Source organism: Mesorhizobium sp. M4B.F.Ca.ET.058.02.1.1 (genome assembly GCF_003952505.1).
Lineage (GTDB): Bacteria > Pseudomonadota > Alphaproteobacteria > Rhizobiales > Rhizobiaceae > Mesorhizobium.
The window spans coordinates 4,036,590-4,050,807 of the sequence record NZ_CP034450.1 but is presented as its reverse complement, the minus strand read 5'-3'; the positions used below and the strand labels follow the sequence as shown (position 1 = coordinate 4,050,807).

Below are 14,218 nucleotides of genomic sequence, written 5' to 3'. Positions count from 1 at the left end.
AAGCTCATGACCGACCACCGCTCCCCTGACACCGGTTTCCGCACCAGCCTGCTCGAGGAGAATGACGGTCCGGCCGTCAATCCTACCGACAACCGCACCATGGGCGAGATCATCGCCGCGCGTTTCTCGCGCCGTGGCTTCCTGAAGGGCTCGCTGGCCGTTTCGGCCATCGCCGCCACGGTCAGCCCGCTGGCGCTCGTCGCCGCCGACGATGCCCGCGCCGCAGAAGCCTCGGCTTTCAAGTTCGACGAGCTCGAGGCCGGCATCGACGACAAGCACCATGTCGCACCGGGTTACGACGCCGATGTGCTCTTGCGCTGGGGCGACCCGCTGTTTGCCGACTCGCCGGAATTCGACCCGGTAAAGCAGTCGGCCGAGGCCCAGGCAAAACAGTTCGGCTACAACAACGACTATATCGGCTATATCCCGATCGACGGCTCGGCCGAGCATGGTCTGCTGGTGGTCAACCACGAATACACCAACCCGCATCTGATGTTCCCCGGCATCGTCAAGATCGTCGACAAGGACGGCAAGAAGGCCGCAGAGACAGCGCCTCTCAGCAAGGAGCAGGTCGATGTCGAGATGGCGGCGCATGGCGGCACCATCGTCGAGATCCGCAAGGACGGGGGCAAATGGCAGGTGGTGCGCGACGGCAAGCTCAACCGGCGGATCACCTCCAAAACCGAGATGGCGCTGTCGGGTCCGGCCGCCGGCCATGATCGCCTCAAGACCAACGCCGATCCTTCCGGCACCAAGGTCGTCGGCACCTTCAACAATTGCGCCGGCGGCGTCACCCCATGGGGCACCTATGTCATGGCCGAGGAGAACATCCATGGCTATTTCACCGGCGAGCTGCCGGAAGGCCACAAGGAAGCGGCCAACTACAAGCGTCTCGGCATCCCGGAAGGCGCCTATGAATGGGGCGCGCATTACGACCGCTTCGACCTTGCCAAGGAGCCGAACGAGCCCAACCGCTTCGGCTGGATCGTCGAGGTCGACGTCAATGATCCGAATTCGGTGCCGCGCAAGCGCACGGCCATGGGCCGCTTCAAGCATGAGGGCGCGGAATCGATCGTCGCCAAGGACGGCCGCGTCGTCTTCTATCTCGGCGACGACGAGCGTTTCGACTATGTCTATAAATTTGTCACCACGGGCAAATTCAATCCCAACGACCTCGCGGCCAACAAGGACCTGCTCGACGACGGCACGCTGCATGTCGCCAAATTCGCCGAGGATGGCACCGTCGAATGGATGCCGATCGTGTTCGGCCAGGGGCCGCTCACCGCTGAGAATGGCTTTACCGGCCAGGCCGACGTGCTGATCGAGACGCGCCGCGCCGCCGACCTGCTCGGCGCCACCAAGATGGACCGTCCCGAGGACATCCAGCCGAACGGCGCCAACGGCAAGGTCTATGTCATGCTGACCAACAATTCCAAGCGCAAGCCCGAACAGGTCGACGCCGCCAATCCGCGCGCGGCGAACGCCTTCGGGCATATCATCGAGATCGTCGAGGACGGCGGCGACTTCACTGCCGCCAAGGGTAAGTGGGAAGTGATGCTGAAATGCGGCGATCCTTCGGTGGCCGACGTCGGCGCCACCTTCTCGACCGCGACCACCGCCAATGGCTGGTTCGGCATGCCGGACAATTGCGCCGTCGATTCGGCCGGCCGCTTGTGGGTCGCCACCGACGGCCAGGGCCCGAAGGCCACCGGCCGTACTGACGGCCTGTGGGCGGTCGACACCGAGGGCGCCGCGCGGGCGACCTCAAAGCTGTTCTTCCGCGTGCCGATCGGCGCCGAGATGTGCGGCCCGCTGTTCGCGCCGGACGATCAGACCGCCTTCGTCGCCGTCCAGCATCCGGGCGACGGCGGCGAGGATTGGGAAGCCTTCGGCCGCCCCTCCTACTATGAGGACCTGGCGACCCGCTGGCCCGACTTCAAGCCCGACATGCCGACGCGGCCTTCAGTGGTCGCCATCACCAAAAAGGGCGGCGGCAAGATCGCCGTCTGACCTGCGGTCATCTCGACCCATTGCATGATCAAAGAAGGGATCTCGGCGCCCCGAGATCCCTCCTTTTCATTTCGCGAACCAGTCAAGCTTCGGGAAAGATTGGCAATTTATGCGTGGCGCCCTAGGTCCTTGTCAGGAGACTGCCATGCCAAAGTCTGTTTATGACCGTGGCCTGCTGAAGCCTGCCGATATCGCCAGGCTGCAGCGCGTCTTTGACGAGGCCTGCCGGCGGCGCCAGGCGCATCCCGATTCGACCGAAGCCCGGGAAATCGCCCTGAACCTGCTTGCCCTGCACAATGCCGGCATGGTCGAAGAGGACATGCTGATGGAAGCCGTCGGCTTCCGGCGGCTTGAGCCAAAGTCGGCCTAGAGCAATTCCAGGAAAAGTGTGAGCGGTTTTCCGTCCGGAATTGCCTCAAAACAAAAAACAAAGAGACGGAGCAGTTTGCCGTTTCCGTGAAACGCTCTAGGTCCGCGAGAACGGCCGCTGGTGCGCCCTATCCGGTGCGCTGAACCACGGCCATGTTCATCATGCTTCTCAGCCGGAAGCCGATGGACTCGTACAGTCCCGTGGCCGCGACATTGCTGGCATAAGCGTGGAGATAGGGGATTTCGCCCCGCGTCATGATCCGGTTTGCAACGAACAGGGACAGCCGCCTGGCAAGGCCGCCGCCGCGGAAATCCGGATGCGAGCACACGCCGCTGAGCTCGGTATAGCCCGGCTGCTTCATGCGCTCGCCGGCCATCGCCGCCAGCCTGCCGTCGATCTTGACCCCCCAGAAATCGCCGAGGCTCAACGCCTCCAGCGTGAACGGGCCGGGCCTGGTGAGCGCCGCCAGAGCGAGCATCTCGGCGGCATCGTCCTGCGTCAACCGCCGGATGCGCTCGTCCGACACGGCCTGCACCGGATGCTCGGCAATCATCTGGACCAGGGACGCGGTTGAAATCGCACAGAGCGCCGCGGGCAGGACGATTGCGTCCGCCTGGACCACGAAGGAGCTTTCGCGTGGTGGAATAAGCTTGGCCAGCGCCTCAAGGCTTTCCTTGTCGTCCACGGCCGTCGCGGAGAACGGAACGATTGACGGCATGTATCGCCTGGCGAGGTTGTCGCCTTGCGCGAAGGCCTGATGCCGCGTCGCGAGAGCGCTCCAGATGGGACGGTCGAGCACGTGTTTCATGGCACGGCGCCTTCGGCTTCCTTGATGCGACGATGCAGCGGCGCTGCGTCGAGGCCGTCCTCGATGGCGGCCAGTTGCTCGAGCAGTGGCCCGGATAGATCGGCGCACAGATCCTGGACGGCGCCCTCGATGCGAGGCCAGACTTCGCGCTTCGCCACATCGACCAGCCGTCGGCCGTTGCGGCTGAGGGAGACGATTCGGCGCCGCTGGTCGTCGTTCGACGGGCTGACCTCGACCAGTCCCAGTTCGGCCAGCAGCGCCACGCTGCGCGTGACGCCCGGCTGCGCGATCCCGACCGACTGCGCCAGCTCGCCGACCGGCAGCGGCCCCAGCCTGTCGAGCGCGGCGAGCAGTGGATACTGGCTCGACTGGACCCGGACCTCCAGCTCGTCGAGCACGCGCTGCGTATCCGCCTGCAACTGCTCGCCGATGCGCTTGAACCTGCTGCCCAGGCACAGAAAGCCAAGCGACCGTATGATGTCGTCCATGATCCAGCTCGTTCAGTCAAAACGATAACATGATATATAACATCACATGAAAAGTCAAAGCCTGCTACCACAGGATGCAAGCCGATCCGGCCGATTAGGGCGCATGGCGCGCTGCCCACTCGCCACCCTTTGGCCGAGATTTCCCCTTCTGTCGGTGCCGATTGCATCCTATATGGCGCCTGCGCGGTATGATTGACCGTGCCAAGGCGACTGATTCGGGCCCTGCGGGTCGACGGGTCTCCATCTATCGGCACGCGGAACCTCATGCCCTCCCTGCGGATCCACATTGACAGGTTTCTCGAAGGCGCAGCACCCAAGGTTCCGCGGCGCGACCTGACGCATCTCGAGCGCCTGGCGCTGGTGCGCCGGCATGGCGATTTCTCGCTCGCCTATTCCACGGCCGTGCAGCAGAAACTGTCCTATTTCAGCGATGGCGACGGCTACATCGCCTTCGGCACCAAGATGAAGCACCATTTCGCGCTCGGCGATCCGGTGGTCCATCCGGCCGAGCGGCCGGCCTATATCAAGCGCTTCGTCGAGGCCGCAGGCGATCCCTGGTTCGTGCAGATCGGCGCCGATACCGCGCGGGTGCTGGCCGGTCTCGGCTACCGCATCAATCGCCTCGGCATCGACACCAGGCTGCACCTGCCCGCGCACGATTTCTCCGGCAAGCGCAACGAGACGGTGCGCTATTCCGAACGCTGGCTGTCGAAGAAGGGTTTTTCCTTCGAGGAGGACAGGCGCAACATCTTCCTCGACGAGATCGCCAGGCTGTCGGAGAACTGGCGCGGCGAGCGCATCGTCAAGCGCTGGGAGATGGGTTTCCTCAACCGGCCCTTCGCCGACCATCTCGGCGCCGACATGCGCCGCTTCGTGCTGCATGGGCCGGAGGGCGAGCTGGTCGCCCTGCTCGATTTCGATCCGCTGTTTCGCGACGGCAAGGTCATCGGCTACACCACCGCCTTCAAGCGCAAGCATATCGACGCCACGCCGCATGCCGAGATCGGCCTGACCAAATTCGCCGTCGACCGCTTTCGCGAGGAGGGCAAGTCCGTCGTCACGCTGGGTCTGTCGCCGCTGGTCGACATCGAGGCCAGCGGCTTTGCCGAATCGAGCTTCTGGCGCAGCACCTTCCAGCGCGCCTACGGCTCCGCCTGGATCAATCGCTCGAAGTTCAATTTGCAGGGCCAGGCGGCCTTCAAGCGCCGTTTCCACGGCCAGGAACAGCCGACCTATGTCGCCTTCCGCAGGGGGACGCTTGTCGAGATGCTGGGGCTGCTGCGGCTGGTGAAGGCGATCTGACCTGCCGGTCAGTTCCTCAATCGATACCCGGTCCTGAATATCCAGGCGACGATCGCGATGCAGACGCCCAGGAACACCACGGTCATGCCGAGGCTGATGCCGACCGAGACGTCCGACTTGCCGTAGAAGCTCCAGCGGAACCCGCTGATCAGATAGACGACCGGGTTGAACAGCGTCACCGTGCGCCAGATGCCGGGCAGCATGTTGATCGAATAGAAGCTGCCGCCGAGGAAGGTCAGCGGCGTGATGATCAGCAGCGGCACAAGCTGCAGCTGCTCGAAGCTCTTCGCCCAGATGCCGATGATGAAGCCGAACAGGCTGAAGGTCACCGCCGTCAGCACCAGGAAGGCGAGCATCCAGAACGGGTGCTCGATATGCAGCGGCACGAACAGCGAGGCGGTGGCCAGGATGATCAGGCCGAGCACGATCGACTTGGTCGCCGCACCCCCGACATAGGCGATGACGATCTCCAGATAGGACACTGGCGCCGAAAGCAGCTCGTAGATCGAGCCGACGAATTTCGGGAAATAGATGGCGAAGGAGGCATTCGAGATCGACTGCGTCAGCAGCGACAGCATGATCAGCCCCGGCACGATGAAGGCGCCGTAACTGATGCCGTCGATCTCGGTGATGCGCGAGCCGATGGCTGAGCCGAAGACGACGAAATAGAGCGAGGTCGACAGCACCGGCGAGATGATGCTCTGCAGCACGGTGCGCAGCGCGCGCGCCATCTCCACCCGGTAGATCGCCCATACCGCACGAAGGTTCATGGCTCTTGCCTCAACAGATTGACGAAGATCTCCTCCAGCGAGCTGTTCTCCGTCTCGATGTCGCGGAACTGAATGCCGGCCGCCTCGATGTCGCGGATCAGCGAGGCGACGCCCGGCCGGTCGCTCTGGTTGTCGTAGGTGTAGGTCAATTGTCCGCCGTCGGGCGACAGTTCCAGCGCGTAGCGCGAGAAGCTCTCCGGTATCGCGCCGAGCGGACTGCGCAGCTCCAGCAGCAGCCGCTTGCGACCGAGCTTGCGCATCAGCTCGGCCTTGTCGTCGACCAGCACGATCTCGCCGCGGTTGATGACGCCGACGCGGTCGGCCATCGCCTCGGCTTCCTCGATGTAATGCGTTGTGAGGATGATGGTCACGCCGTCCTCGCGCAGCCGGCGCACCATCGCCCACATGTCCTGGCGTAGTTCGACGTCGACGCCGGCCGTTGGCTCGTCGAGGAACAGCACGCGCGGCTCGTGTGAAAGCGCCTTGGCGATCATCAGCCGGCGCTTCATGCCGCCTGACAGCGTGATCGCCTTGGCGTCCTTCTTCTCCCACAGCGAAAGGTCGCGCAGCACCTTCTCGACAAAGGCATGGTTGGCCGGCCTGCCGAACAGGCCGCGGCTGTAGTTGACCGTCGCCCAGACGGTCTCGAAGGCGTCGATGGTCAGTTCCTGCGGCACCAGCCCGATCAGGCTGCGTGCGGCGCGGTAGTCGCGCGCAATGTCGTGGCCGTCGACCATGACCGTGCCGGAAGAGCGGTTGACGATGCCGCAGACGATCGAGATCAGCGTCGTCTTGCCGGCACCATTCGGCCCGAGCAGCGCGAAGATCTCGCCGCGCTCGATGTCGAGGTTGATTTCCTTCAAGGCCTTGAAACCGGTGGCGTAGGTCTTGGTCACCCCGGCAATCGAAATAATGGATGGCATGGCTGAAAACGGCTGCTTGAAAGGCGGTTGTGGATTTTTATTGCGCTGAATGTCGGTGCCCGCGGCGGGAAGTCAATGCCGCTGCTGACAATTCTGGACAATCATTCCCCGATCGGGCGCTGACGCTTTCGCCCGAACTGCTGCGACAACGCGCCCCGCGTGGCGCCACGCCGCTTTGACCGGACCGCGTCAGCGCCCTATTCTGTGAGCCATAAGCAGCAGCCGGAGTCGCCCATGGACCCGCTCATCCTGTCGCGCATCCAGTTCGGCGCGAATATTTCGTTCCATATCCTGTTTCCGGCAATCACCATTGCACTTGGCTGGGTGCTGCTGTTCTTCAAGCTGCGTTACAACAGGACCGGCGATTCCGCCTGGATGCGCGCCTATTTCACCTGGGTGAAGGTGTTCGCTTTGTCCTTCGCCATGGGCGTGGTCTCGGGCGTCACCATGAGCTTCCAGTTCGGCACCAACTGGCCGGGCTACATGGAGACCGTCGGCAACATCGCCGGCCCGTTGCTGGCCTATGAGATCCTCACCGCCTTCTTCCTCGAGGCGGCCTTCCTCGGCATCATGCTGTTCGGCTTCCGCCGCGTGTCCAACCGCATCCACACGCTGGCCACCGTACTGGTCGCCGGCGGCACCACGGTTTCCGCCTTCTGGATCATCGCGCTCAATTCCTGGATGCAGACGCCGGCCGGCTTCGAGATGCGCGACGGCAAGGCGCATGCCGTCGACTGGTGGGCGATCGTCTTCAACCCTTCGATGCCTTACCGGCTCGTCCACATGCTGCTCGCCTCGGGGCTGACCGTATCCTTCCTCATCGCCGGCCTGTCGGCGCTGCGCTATCTCACCGGCGACCGCTCGGAATCGATGTGGAAGGCGCTGCGCACCGGCGTCTTCACCGCCGCCATCCTGATCCCGGTCCAGATCTTCGCCGGCGACCAGCACGGCCTGAACACGCTCGAGCACCAGCCGCAGAAGATCGCCGCCATGGAGGCCAACTGGAACACCGGCTCCAACGTGCCGCTGGTGCTCTTTGCCTGGCCCGACGAGGCGGCCAGGGAAAACAAATTCGAGATCGCCATCCCCGACGGCGCCAGCGTCGTGCTGAGGCACAGCACCAGCGGCGTCGTGCCGGGGCTCAACGACTATCCCGGCAACCACCCGCCGGTCTTCCCGGTGTTCTGGGGTTTTCGCATCATGGTCGGCACCGGCATCCTGATGCTGATCGTCTCCTGGTCGGCGGCCTTCTTCCTCAAGCGCCGCCACAGCCTGCCGAAGCCGCTGGCGCTGCTGATGGTGCCGATGACGATCTCCGGCTGGGTGGCGACGCTGGCCGGCTGGTACACCACCGAGATCGGCCGCCAGCCCTGGCTGGTCACCGGCGTCCTGAAGACCGCCGATGCCGTCGGCCCGGTCGCCGGCAGCCATGTCGCGCTGACGCTTGCCGTCTATCTCGTCCTCTACGTGATTTTGCTGATCGCCTATCTCGGCGTGCTGGTGCACCTGGCGCTGAAGGCGGCCAAGGATGGCGACACCTCGCCGCTGCCGGGCGTTATGAACGCGGCCATGTCGCAGCCGGCGGCAGGGGAGTGAGGGCAGTGGTCGAACTGCGAAGAAATCTTGACTCGACGCCGGACGCTGGCGCTGCCCCTCACCTGCCTGCCGGTGTCCAGCCGATAGATGGGTAACAGTTTGAACCGGATACATAGGTAACAGTTCTCCCCCTATTTGTCCGCTGCAGCGCCAAGCGGATTGGTTAGCGCGGCGCTGCAGCGGACAAGCGTCATACGCCTTGTGTCGATGATGCCGAGCTGGTGTGCATGGAAGGAAAGAGCCCATTGACCATCCTCGGTTTGGGCGGCCGCGACAGCTTCACCAACCAGTGCCTGCGAGACATAGACGAAGCCGCCGTTCCACCTGATCTCGCCATTGTGGCGTACATGACGGACCGCGGCCTCGGCCGGATAATCAGGCTCGGGCGGCATCGTCGGCATGGCGCGCCGGGAGGATCTGTAATGCTGGGCTGGAGTGTCCATGCCTAGCGCCTCATGGGGACGTTCTTCATTGTAGCTGCGCCGGAAGGCCTCGAAGGCGTGGCCCTGGGCCGCCCTGTCGGCCTCCGGTGCCTCGGCCAGCGGCAACAGGGTCAGATGAAAGCGCTCGTGGCGCCCGTTCTGCTGGGGTTTGCCGGGCGCGATCCGCTCCAGGGCGATGCCGAGTTTGATGAAGCGCACCGCAAGCGGTGTCAGCCCGGTGACACCGGCCGACGCGAAGGGCGGGCCATTGTCGCTTCGGAACCGGTCCGGCAGGCCATGCTCCTCAAACAGCCGCTCGAATACCGGCCAGGCCTCGGCATCCGCCGTCGAGCCGGTCGCTTCGAGCGCCAGCAAGTAGCGGCTCGACGCATCCATCACCGTCAACGGTTCGCAACGCCACCCGTCACGGGTCCGGAACCAGCCCTTGTGATCGCCGGTCCACACCGCGTTCGGCCCTTGCGGCTCCGGCCAAGGTCCATTGCCGCAGGCCCGCAGCCGGGTCCGCTTGCGGGCGCTGACAAGCCCATGCCGTGCAAGGATAGCGCCTGCCGTCGAGGCCGACGGCCAGATCAAGTCGGGAGCCGCGCGCTTGAGCCGCGCCACGATCTTCTTGGGCCCCCACAGCGGATGCGTCTCCTTCGCCGCCACGATCCGCTCGACAAGATCAAGGGCTGTCGCACGGCCATGATTGAGCGGCGCTCGCGGCCGATCGTGCAAACCTTCCGGGCCAAACTCCCGGTAGCGACCCAGCCATTTATAGCCGATCTTGCGCGAAATTCCGTAGGCCGCACAAAGCTCGCTCATCGTCTCTTCGCCAGAAAGGCAATCCACTACAAAACGAAGCCGCTCGTCCATGATGCCAGTCTCTCGCCAAACCATCGCCGGGTCCTCCGGCGAGGGAGAAAACTGTCACCTATGCAATCGGTCCATTCTGTTACCTATCTATCCGGTTCGGACACCGGCATCCTCTCCCCGTATAGGGACGGGGAGAGGGGCGCTCCCATCGCCGGTTTCGCCAATCGCCGACGTTGGAAGTACGCTGTTGTTGCGGCCAGCCCCCTTCTCCCCGTCACCATACGGGGAGAAGGTCCCGGCAGGGGATGAGGGGCGGCGCCGACCTCGGAAATCGAGACTGGCGCGTGAGGAGAAGAAAATGACCTATGACTGGCCAACCGCGCTCCCGCTGATCTTCGCCGGCCTGATGGGCCTCGCCATCCTGATCTACGTCATCCTCGACGGCTTCGACCTCGGCATCGGCATCCTGTTCGCCGCCGCCGACGACCACGAGCAGGACACGATGATCGCGGCCATCGGCCCGTTCTGGGACGCCAACGAGACCTGGCTGGTGCTGGCCGTCGGCCTGCTGCTCGTCGCCTTCCCGCTGGCGCACGGCACCATACTCAGCGCGCTCTACATACCGGTCTTCGTGCTCCTGGTCGGCCTGATCCTGCGTGGCGTCGCCTTCGATTTCCGCGCCAAGGTGCCGGCCGGCAGCAAGCATCGCTGGAACCGCATCTTCTTCCTCGGCTCGGCCGTCGCCTCGCTGGCGCAGGGCTACATGCTGGGCGTCTATGTGCTCGGCCTCGATGTCGGCCTCGGCGGCATTGCCTTCGGCGCGCTGGTGGCGCTCTGCCTGTCGGCCGCCTATGCGGCGATGGGCTCGGCCTGGCTTATCTACAAGACCGAGGGCGAGTTGCAGCGCAAGGCGGTGCGCTGGCTGCGTACCGCGCTGGTGCTGGCGGCGCTCGGCATGGTCGCGGTGTCGCTCGCCACGCCCTTCGCCAGCCCGCGCATCTTCGACAAATGGTTCCTCTTTCCGGAGATACTCTATCTCTCGCCGCTGCCCATCCTCTCGGCACTCTTGTTCCTGTGGCTGTGGCGGCAGACCTTCCACCTGCCGAAGCCGGCCGACCGCCATGCGCTGACGCCGTTCCTGACGCTCGCCGCCATCTTCGCGCTCGGCTTCGCCGGGCTCGCCTGGTCGTTCTACCCCTTCGTCGTGCCCGACAAGCTGACCATCTGGCAGGCCGCCTCGGCGCCGGAAAGCCTGGTGGTGATCCTGGTCGGCGTCGTCGTGGTGCTGCCGATCATCATCTTCTATTCGTTCTATGCCTACCGGGTTTTTGGTGGGAAGGCGACGGATCTGACCTATGATTGAGGGCGTCTTTCTCCCCCCTCGAGGGGGAGATGGCCGGCAGGCCAGAGGGGGTCGGTCTGACCGGGCTCAGCCTGCTTCCTGGCGCCGATAGGGGTCGGCGCTCCACGCGCGCGGACCCCCTCTGTCGCCTTCGGCGACATCTCCCCCTCGAGGGGGAGATTGCCGCTCAGCTTTTGTTCGACGCCAGCACCAGCACCGGCGTTTCGCTGTAGAGCTCGGGGAACAGCGTCTTCAGATTCGCCACCTTCGGCAGGTCGTTGTAGACGATGTAGGGATAGGTCGGGTTCAGCGTCAGGAAATCCTGGTGGTAGTCCTCGGCCGGATAGAAGGTCTTGCCGGTCTCCAGCGTGGTGACGATCGGCTGAGAAAACACCTTGGCCTTGTCGAGCTGGGCGATGTAGCTCTCGGCCACCTTCTTCTGCTCGTCATTGCCGGCGAAGATCGTCGAGCGGTACTGGGTGCCGTGGTCCGGCCCCTGGTAGTTGAGCTGCGTCGGATTGTGCGCGACCGAGAAATAGACCTGCAGCAGCTGGCCATAGGTCACCTGCGACGGGTCGTAGGTGATCTCGACCGACTCGGCATGTCCGGTGCTGCCGGTGCCGACGACCTCGTAAACGGCGTTTTCCTTGCTGCCGCCGGTGTAGCCGGACACCGCCTTGCTCACGCCCTTGACGTGCTGGAACACGCCCTGCACGCCCCAGAAGCAGCCGCCGGCGAAGACCGCCGTCTCGCTGCCGCTCGACGCCTTCTCGTCCATTGCCGGCGGCGGGATCACCACCGCGTCCTCGGCCGAGACCGCCGGCGTCTGCCAGAAGGCGGCGGCCGCGACGGTCAGGACGAGCGCGGCGAGCGCGCCTTTGGCGAAGGTCGATGATCGCTTCTGCTGTCGAATTGCGGTCATGTTGGAACTCCCTTGCTGCTGTTCACTATATACGAAACCAGCCGCCGCCAGGTTCTCACTTTGGCGTGCGTCGGCTGCAACTTATTGCGCTGGAGCCATCGCATCGACGGGTTTCATCGCATCGGTCACCGGCTTCATCGCATCCGTGGCCGGCTTCATCGCACCCGTGGCCGGCTTCATGGCATCGGCCGGCTTCATCGCCTGCGTGCTCATCGCATCGGTCGCCATCGCGTTGGCCGGCTTCATCGCACCCGTCGCGGGTTTCATCGCGTCGGTCTTCGGCTTCATGGCGTCGGTGGCCATTGCATTGGCCGGCTTCATGGCGTTGGTCGCGTCGTCGGCGCGGGCGCCGGCGGCGAACGCCGTGGTTGCGAGCGCAAGGGCGAGCGCGGTCAGGAATTTGGTCATGGTATTCTCCTTGGGTTGTGGCGCGCGATGCGGGCCGGATGGTGCGCTGCCGCCCCATGCGGCATCGCGCGAAGAAGGGATGCTCAGTTCGCCGCGGCGGCCAGGATCGGCCCGCCGCCGGGTGTCTGCACCAGCACCGCGGTGCTGAGCCCGCCACCATCGGCCGGCAGCGGCAACGTCGTCGCCTGGCCGTTCCAGCGGCCGAGCCGCTGCAGCGAATGCACGACATTGGCATGCGGCAGGGTGCGGCCGGTGTTCTCGCCGCGCGCCACCGGCACCTCGACGACGCCGCGTGCGTAGCGCACCAGCCAGACATCGGCCGTCCCGCCGGGCGCCGTGCCGGCGCCGATGCTCACCTTGCCGTCGCCGAGCGAGAGCGCCGGACCCTTGGGTTGCGGGCCGGTCGAGATCAGCCGTTCGATCTCGCCGGGCGCGGCGCCGACCGCGTCGGCGCTGCCATTCACCACCACCTGCGGCGTGAACGGACCGTCATGGCCGAGCGACGGCTCATAATTCACCTGGCGCTGCGTGAATTCCTGCCGGCCGAAAATGTCCTTCCAGCCGAGATAGTCCCAGTAGGTGACGTTGAACGACAGCGCCAGCACGCCCGGCCGGTCCTTGACCTTGATCAGGTTGGCATTGGCCGGCGGGCAGGACGAGCAGCCCTGGCTGGTGAACAGCTCGACCACGGTCAGCGGCTGGGCGGCGGCCGTGCCGGCGGTCGTGGCCAGCGCGATGAAGGCCGCGCTGGCGAGGAGCGCGCTGCCGAGCGACGTCTTGGGTCTGGTCATGGGGAAGTCTCCGTTGCGGCGGGGTCTTGCTCCCATTTCGCCACCGCATCGGGCTTCGTTACAGGCATCACCGGTTTGTGATTGCGCTGCTCTTTCCCTTCTCCCACAGGGGAGAAGGGAAGTGCTCATCACTGCGTCAGCACCGTGTTGGACGGCCGCTGGTTGAAGTCGCATTTGCCCTGGACGGTGTAGAAGAAGTCGGCATTGCTGACGTCGGCCGGCACCGGGTTGCCACCATCCTCCCAGGCCTGGTAGCCGGGCTGGCCGCAGGGCACCGCGGTGAAGATGTCGACCGTCTGGCCGGTCGCGACCTCGGGCATGGTCGTGGTGCTGGTGCCGATGTAGAGCCGGTTCGAGGTGGTCGGGTCGTTGGATTTCAGCACCTTCGGGCTGCCCGAGGGCACGTCCATCTGCAGATAGAGGTTGTCCATCTGGCTGACGTCGATCACCGCGCCGGCGCCGTTGCTGGGATAGAACGTATCGGCGCAGGTCGTGACATACTTCTTGCTGCCGCTGGTTTGCGTGATCGCGCCGCTGGGCAGGCTGCTGAAGTTCTTCACCGTCGAGGTCGTGCAGACCTGCTGCTGCACCTTGGTCGTGGTGCTGCCGTTGATCGTGCTGACGATCGAGGTGCCGTAGCCCTTCGGGTCACCGTAGTTGTTATAGGCATAGGTGATCGTCATCAGCGGCTTGGCGACGGTGTCGCCGAACTTGGTGCCGTAGAGCGTCATCGTCTTGTTCCAGTAGCCGGATACTTTGGTGACCTTGAACGTGGTCTGCACCAGCGCCGGCCGCTTGCGCACCGCCGAGGCGACGCCGACCTCGACCGTTTCGATCCTGGCGATCTGCATGAAATTGGTCGGCATCGGGTAGTGCGCCGAAGCCGTGGCGGTGGCGGTGCCGTCTGCGGCCACAACAAAGCTGTCGAGCTTGGCGGTGCCTTGCCCGCCATTGGCGGCGAAGGCCTGCTTCAGCGACGTCTCGCGGTCGGCCAGCGGGGTGGTTTTCGGCAGCGTGGTGACCGACAGGATCGCCGCGTCGAGCGCGTTCTGCATGTTGCTTTTCGTCTCGACCGCCGAGGTGTAGTCGACCGAGAAGCCGACGGCGAGCAGCAGCGGCGTCAGGATGATGATGAACACCGGCATCATCGAGCCGCGCCGCGAGCGCACGAAATCTCTTGTGTATCCGAACATTGTTGAGGTCCCCCAAACCAGGCCTGCCGAGGCAGCGGCGGATCATGCTCCAAACTG

At 64.7% G+C, this 14,218-nt stretch carries 14 protein-coding genes; 5 read left to right on the top strand and 9 right to left on the bottom strand.

All coding sequences use genetic code 11. The features are described 5' to 3' along the window. Positions 1-6 precede the first annotated feature (6 nt). A complete protein-coding gene (locus tag EJ073_RS19835) occupies positions 7-2,010 on the top strand; it encodes a PhoX family phosphatase (RefSeq protein ID WP_126057255.1) in 2,004 nt (667 codons plus the stop codon). Between the two features lie 145 nt (positions 2,011-2,155). Further along, positions 2,156-2,380, top strand: a complete 225-nt coding sequence (locus EJ073_RS19830; protein WP_126057254.1) for a hypothetical protein — start codon at positions 2,156-2,158, stop codon at positions 2,378-2,380. Positions 2,381-2,507: 127 nt separating this feature from the next. Here EJ073_RS19830 and EJ073_RS19825 read toward each other — a convergent pair whose 3' ends face one another. Beyond that, positions 2,508-3,188: a GNAT family N-acetyltransferase gene (locus EJ073_RS19825; protein ID WP_126057253.1), complete on the bottom strand. Its 681-nt coding sequence runs from the start codon at positions 3,186-3,188 to the stop codon at positions 2,508-2,510. Further along, positions 3,185-3,676: a MarR family transcriptional regulator gene (locus tag EJ073_RS19820; RefSeq protein ID WP_126057252.1), complete on the bottom strand. Its 492-nt coding sequence runs from the start codon at positions 3,674-3,676 to the stop codon at positions 3,185-3,187. The genes EJ073_RS19825 and EJ073_RS19820 overlap by 4 nt, the downstream gene beginning before the upstream one ends. A 264-nt stretch (positions 3,677-3,940) precedes the next feature. On the opposite strand from EJ073_RS19820, the gene EJ073_RS19815 reads away from it, so the two are divergent. Beyond that, a complete protein-coding gene (locus EJ073_RS19815; protein WP_126057251.1) occupies positions 3,941-4,978 on the top strand; it encodes a phosphatidylglycerol lysyltransferase domain-containing protein in 1,038 nt (345 codons plus the stop codon). An 8-nt stretch (positions 4,979-4,986) separates the two neighbouring features. Here the strand turns inward: EJ073_RS19815 and EJ073_RS19810 are convergent, their stop codons facing one another. Next, the gene (locus EJ073_RS19810; protein ID WP_126057250.1) at positions 4,987-5,748 is read right to left on the bottom strand and encodes an ABC transporter permease; all 762 of its coding nucleotides are present in this window, start codon (positions 5,746-5,748) and stop codon (positions 4,987-4,989) included. Further along, positions 5,745-6,671 carry an ABC transporter ATP-binding protein gene (locus EJ073_RS19805; RefSeq protein WP_126057249.1) on the bottom strand — a complete coding sequence of 309 codons (927 nt, stop codon included), beginning with the start codon at positions 6,669-6,671 and terminating at the stop codon, positions 5,745-5,747. Before EJ073_RS19805 ends, EJ073_RS19810 begins: the two co-directional genes overlap by 4 nt. A gap of 234 nt (positions 6,672-6,905) precedes the next feature. Here EJ073_RS19805 and EJ073_RS19800 point away from each other — a divergent pair, with 234 nt between their 5' ends. Then, positions 6,906-8,267 (top strand): cytochrome ubiquinol oxidase subunit I, encoded by a 1,362-nt coding sequence (locus EJ073_RS19800; protein ID WP_126057248.1) that lies wholly within the window; start codon positions 6,906-6,908, stop codon positions 8,265-8,267. A 131-nt stretch (positions 8,268-8,398) separates the two neighbouring features. Here the strand turns inward: EJ073_RS19800 and EJ073_RS19795 are convergent, their stop codons facing one another. Continuing rightward, positions 8,399-9,589, bottom strand: coding sequence for an integrase core domain-containing protein (locus tag EJ073_RS19795; protein ID WP_126056960.1), 1,191 nt, complete (start codon positions 9,587-9,589; stop codon positions 8,399-8,401). Positions 9,590-9,863: 274 nt separating this feature from the next. Between EJ073_RS19795 and EJ073_RS19785 the strand changes: the two genes are divergently transcribed. Then, positions 9,864-10,868, top strand: a complete 1,005-nt coding sequence (locus EJ073_RS19785) for a cytochrome d ubiquinol oxidase subunit II (protein ID WP_126057246.1) — start codon at positions 9,864-9,866, stop codon at positions 10,866-10,868. A 166-nt stretch (positions 10,869-11,034) separates the two neighbouring features. Here the strand turns inward: EJ073_RS19785 and msrA are convergent, their stop codons facing one another. The 4 genes from msrA to EJ073_RS19765 all read right to left on the bottom strand — a co-directional run bounded on the left by msrA (position 11,035) and on the right by EJ073_RS19765 (position 14,161). Next, complete coding sequence (gene msrA / locus EJ073_RS19780; RefSeq protein ID WP_126057245.1) at positions 11,035-11,769, bottom strand: peptide-methionine (S)-S-oxide reductase MsrA; 735 nt, start codon at positions 11,767-11,769, stop codon at positions 11,035-11,037. Between the two features lie 81 nt (positions 11,770-11,850). Continuing rightward, the gene (locus EJ073_RS19775) at positions 11,851-12,177 is read right to left on the bottom strand and encodes a hypothetical protein (RefSeq protein ID WP_126057244.1); all 327 of its coding nucleotides are present in this window, start codon (positions 12,175-12,177) and stop codon (positions 11,851-11,853) included. Positions 12,178-12,260: 83 nt separating this feature from the next. Further along, positions 12,261-12,968 carry a DUF1223 domain-containing protein gene (locus EJ073_RS19770; protein WP_126057243.1) on the bottom strand — a complete coding sequence of 236 codons (708 nt, stop codon included), beginning with the start codon at positions 12,966-12,968 and terminating at the stop codon, positions 12,261-12,263. Between the two features lie 128 nt (positions 12,969-13,096). Beyond that, complete coding sequence (locus tag EJ073_RS19765; RefSeq protein WP_126057242.1) at positions 13,097-14,161, bottom strand: TadE/TadG family type IV pilus assembly protein; 1,065 nt, start codon at positions 14,159-14,161, stop codon at positions 13,097-13,099. Between the last annotated feature and the right edge of the window lie 57 nt (positions 14,162-14,218).

Bases quoted from the DNA above. Each gene is read 5' to 3' on its own strand.
- EJ073_RS19835 (WP_126057255.1), top strand. From the start codon at position 7: ATGACCGACCACCGCTCCCCTGACACCGGTTTCCGCACCAGCCTGCTC.
- EJ073_RS19830 (WP_126057254.1), top strand. From the start codon at position 2,156: ATGCCAAAGTCTGTTTATGACCGTGGCCTGCTGAAGCCTGCCGATATC.
- EJ073_RS19825 (WP_126057253.1), bottom strand. From the start codon at position 3,188: ATGAAACACGTGCTCGACCGTCCCATCTGGAGCGCTCTCGCGACGCGG.
- EJ073_RS19820 (WP_126057252.1), bottom strand. From the start codon at position 3,676: ATGGACGACATCATACGGTCGCTTGGCTTTCTGTGCCTGGGCAGCAGG.
- EJ073_RS19815 (WP_126057251.1), top strand. From the start codon at position 3,941: ATGCCCTCCCTGCGGATCCACATTGACAGGTTTCTCGAAGGCGCAGCA.
- EJ073_RS19810 (WP_126057250.1), bottom strand. From the start codon at position 5,748: ATGAACCTTCGTGCGGTATGGGCGATCTACCGGGTGGAGATGGCGCGC.
- EJ073_RS19805 (WP_126057249.1), bottom strand. From the start codon at position 6,671: ATGCCATCCATTATTTCGATTGCCGGGGTGACCAAGACCTACGCCACC.
- EJ073_RS19800 (WP_126057248.1), top strand. From the start codon at position 6,906: ATGGACCCGCTCATCCTGTCGCGCATCCAGTTCGGCGCGAATATTTCG.
- EJ073_RS19795 (WP_126056960.1), bottom strand. From the start codon at position 9,589: ATGGTTTGGCGAGAGACTGGCATCATGGACGAGCGGCTTCGTTTTGTA.
- EJ073_RS19785 (WP_126057246.1), top strand. From the start codon at position 9,864: ATGACCTATGACTGGCCAACCGCGCTCCCGCTGATCTTCGCCGGCCTG.
- msrA (WP_126057245.1), bottom strand. From the start codon at position 11,769: ATGACCGCAATTCGACAGCAGAAGCGATCATCGACCTTCGCCAAAGGC.
- EJ073_RS19775 (WP_126057244.1), bottom strand. From the start codon at position 12,177: ATGACCAAATTCCTGACCGCGCTCGCCCTTGCGCTCGCAACCACGGCG.
- EJ073_RS19770 (WP_126057243.1), bottom strand. From the start codon at position 12,968: ATGACCAGACCCAAGACGTCGCTCGGCAGCGCGCTCCTCGCCAGCGCG.
- EJ073_RS19765 (WP_126057242.1), bottom strand. From the start codon at position 14,161: ATGTTCGGATACACAAGAGATTTCGTGCGCTCGCGGCGCGGCTCGATG.